Below are 1,181 nucleotides of genomic sequence, written 5' to 3'. Positions count from 1 at the left end.
CTTTATGATTATGTTTGATGACCGTATCAGTAAGCATTTAATCTAAATGGCAGTTACACAGAATCTGGGATGGTCTCCATGACCTGAACTCATACCCCTAATTTTCTCTAATGATTTTTCTTCAAGTTCTTCCTTTGTATAATTAACTAACTCTTTTAAATTCATTTCAGAAAAATTACTATCAGACTCTAAGGTTTGAATTGCACTTAACCATCGATTTTTTTTCAAATGAAGACATATTTTGAGTGCTTTAATAAACTCAAAATACAACTCATCAATATTTTTAAGACCTTCTTTTTTGTTATCACTCTTTAAGCCTATGTAGCTATAACGAGTACCTTTTGTGGGATCATTCTGTTCTTTATAAGGTTTAAAAGGATCAAACGCACTAAATGAAACTGAAACCATTCTACTGAAGTAACCCTTGGAGATATCTACCTCTCCTAAATAAAATTCTTCAGTAACAAATCTATAAGTTGGACTCTGAATTCCTATCACCGCATCAATCATCCCATTCAATATAGTAGTTTTCCCTATACCATTTCTACCAATAAGCACGTGAATATTAGTATTAGGCTTGGACTCTGGATAAACTTCAAAATCTAGAGCAATATCTGAAAAACTATCCATATTTTCACGTAAAAACTTAAATTTAAACTCAGTTAATGGAGCGTTACCTTTTAATATTCTATTATATTGGTTTTTTATAGTCGTTAAACTGACACTCCTCAACAAAGATGTCTCGAAAACTGATTCATCTTCAATATCTCTAATAATATCAGTATTATATGCAACATCTCTAAGAGAGATTAATATAGTTCTTTTTAAACTTTCTGTAAGCTGGTTAAATTTACTATAGTAGTCAACACTTCCACCTATGGAAAAATATTTTTTATCCAAATTCATAAACTCTTTATCGATTATAGAGTAAGTATGTTGAGATTCTTCTTGTCCTTTAAAAGCTATTTGAACTAGACCCATCTCATGCTTTTTACCCTGTTCATCGAATATAACTAAAGAAAAAGTAGTATAAAAACCATAGTCATTCCAGTTATCTTTTACAAGAACAACTTTGCTTATAGAGCTAGAAGGTACATTCCAAGGTGAACCGCCCCGGGATTGTCGGAGACTTAACATTCTGAGAGAATACGACAATGAAAACACGAAACTACACTCCTGAG

The 1,181-nt window shown here is 31.7% G+C and carries 1 protein-coding gene; it reads right to left on the bottom strand.

The annotated features are described in order from the left end of the window. Positions 1 to 42 precede the first annotated feature (42 nt). A partial coding sequence (locus ACS8FD_RS15685) for an AAA family ATPase (RefSeq protein WP_439276530.1) occupies positions 43 to 1,181 on the bottom strand: 1,139 nt, incomplete at its 5' end.

The sequence above is a fragment of the Psychrobacter sp. 1U2 genome (assembly GCF_051847575.1).
The sequence above is the reverse complement of the archived record's forward strand: the minus strand, read 5'-3'. Positions and strand labels throughout refer to the sequence as shown.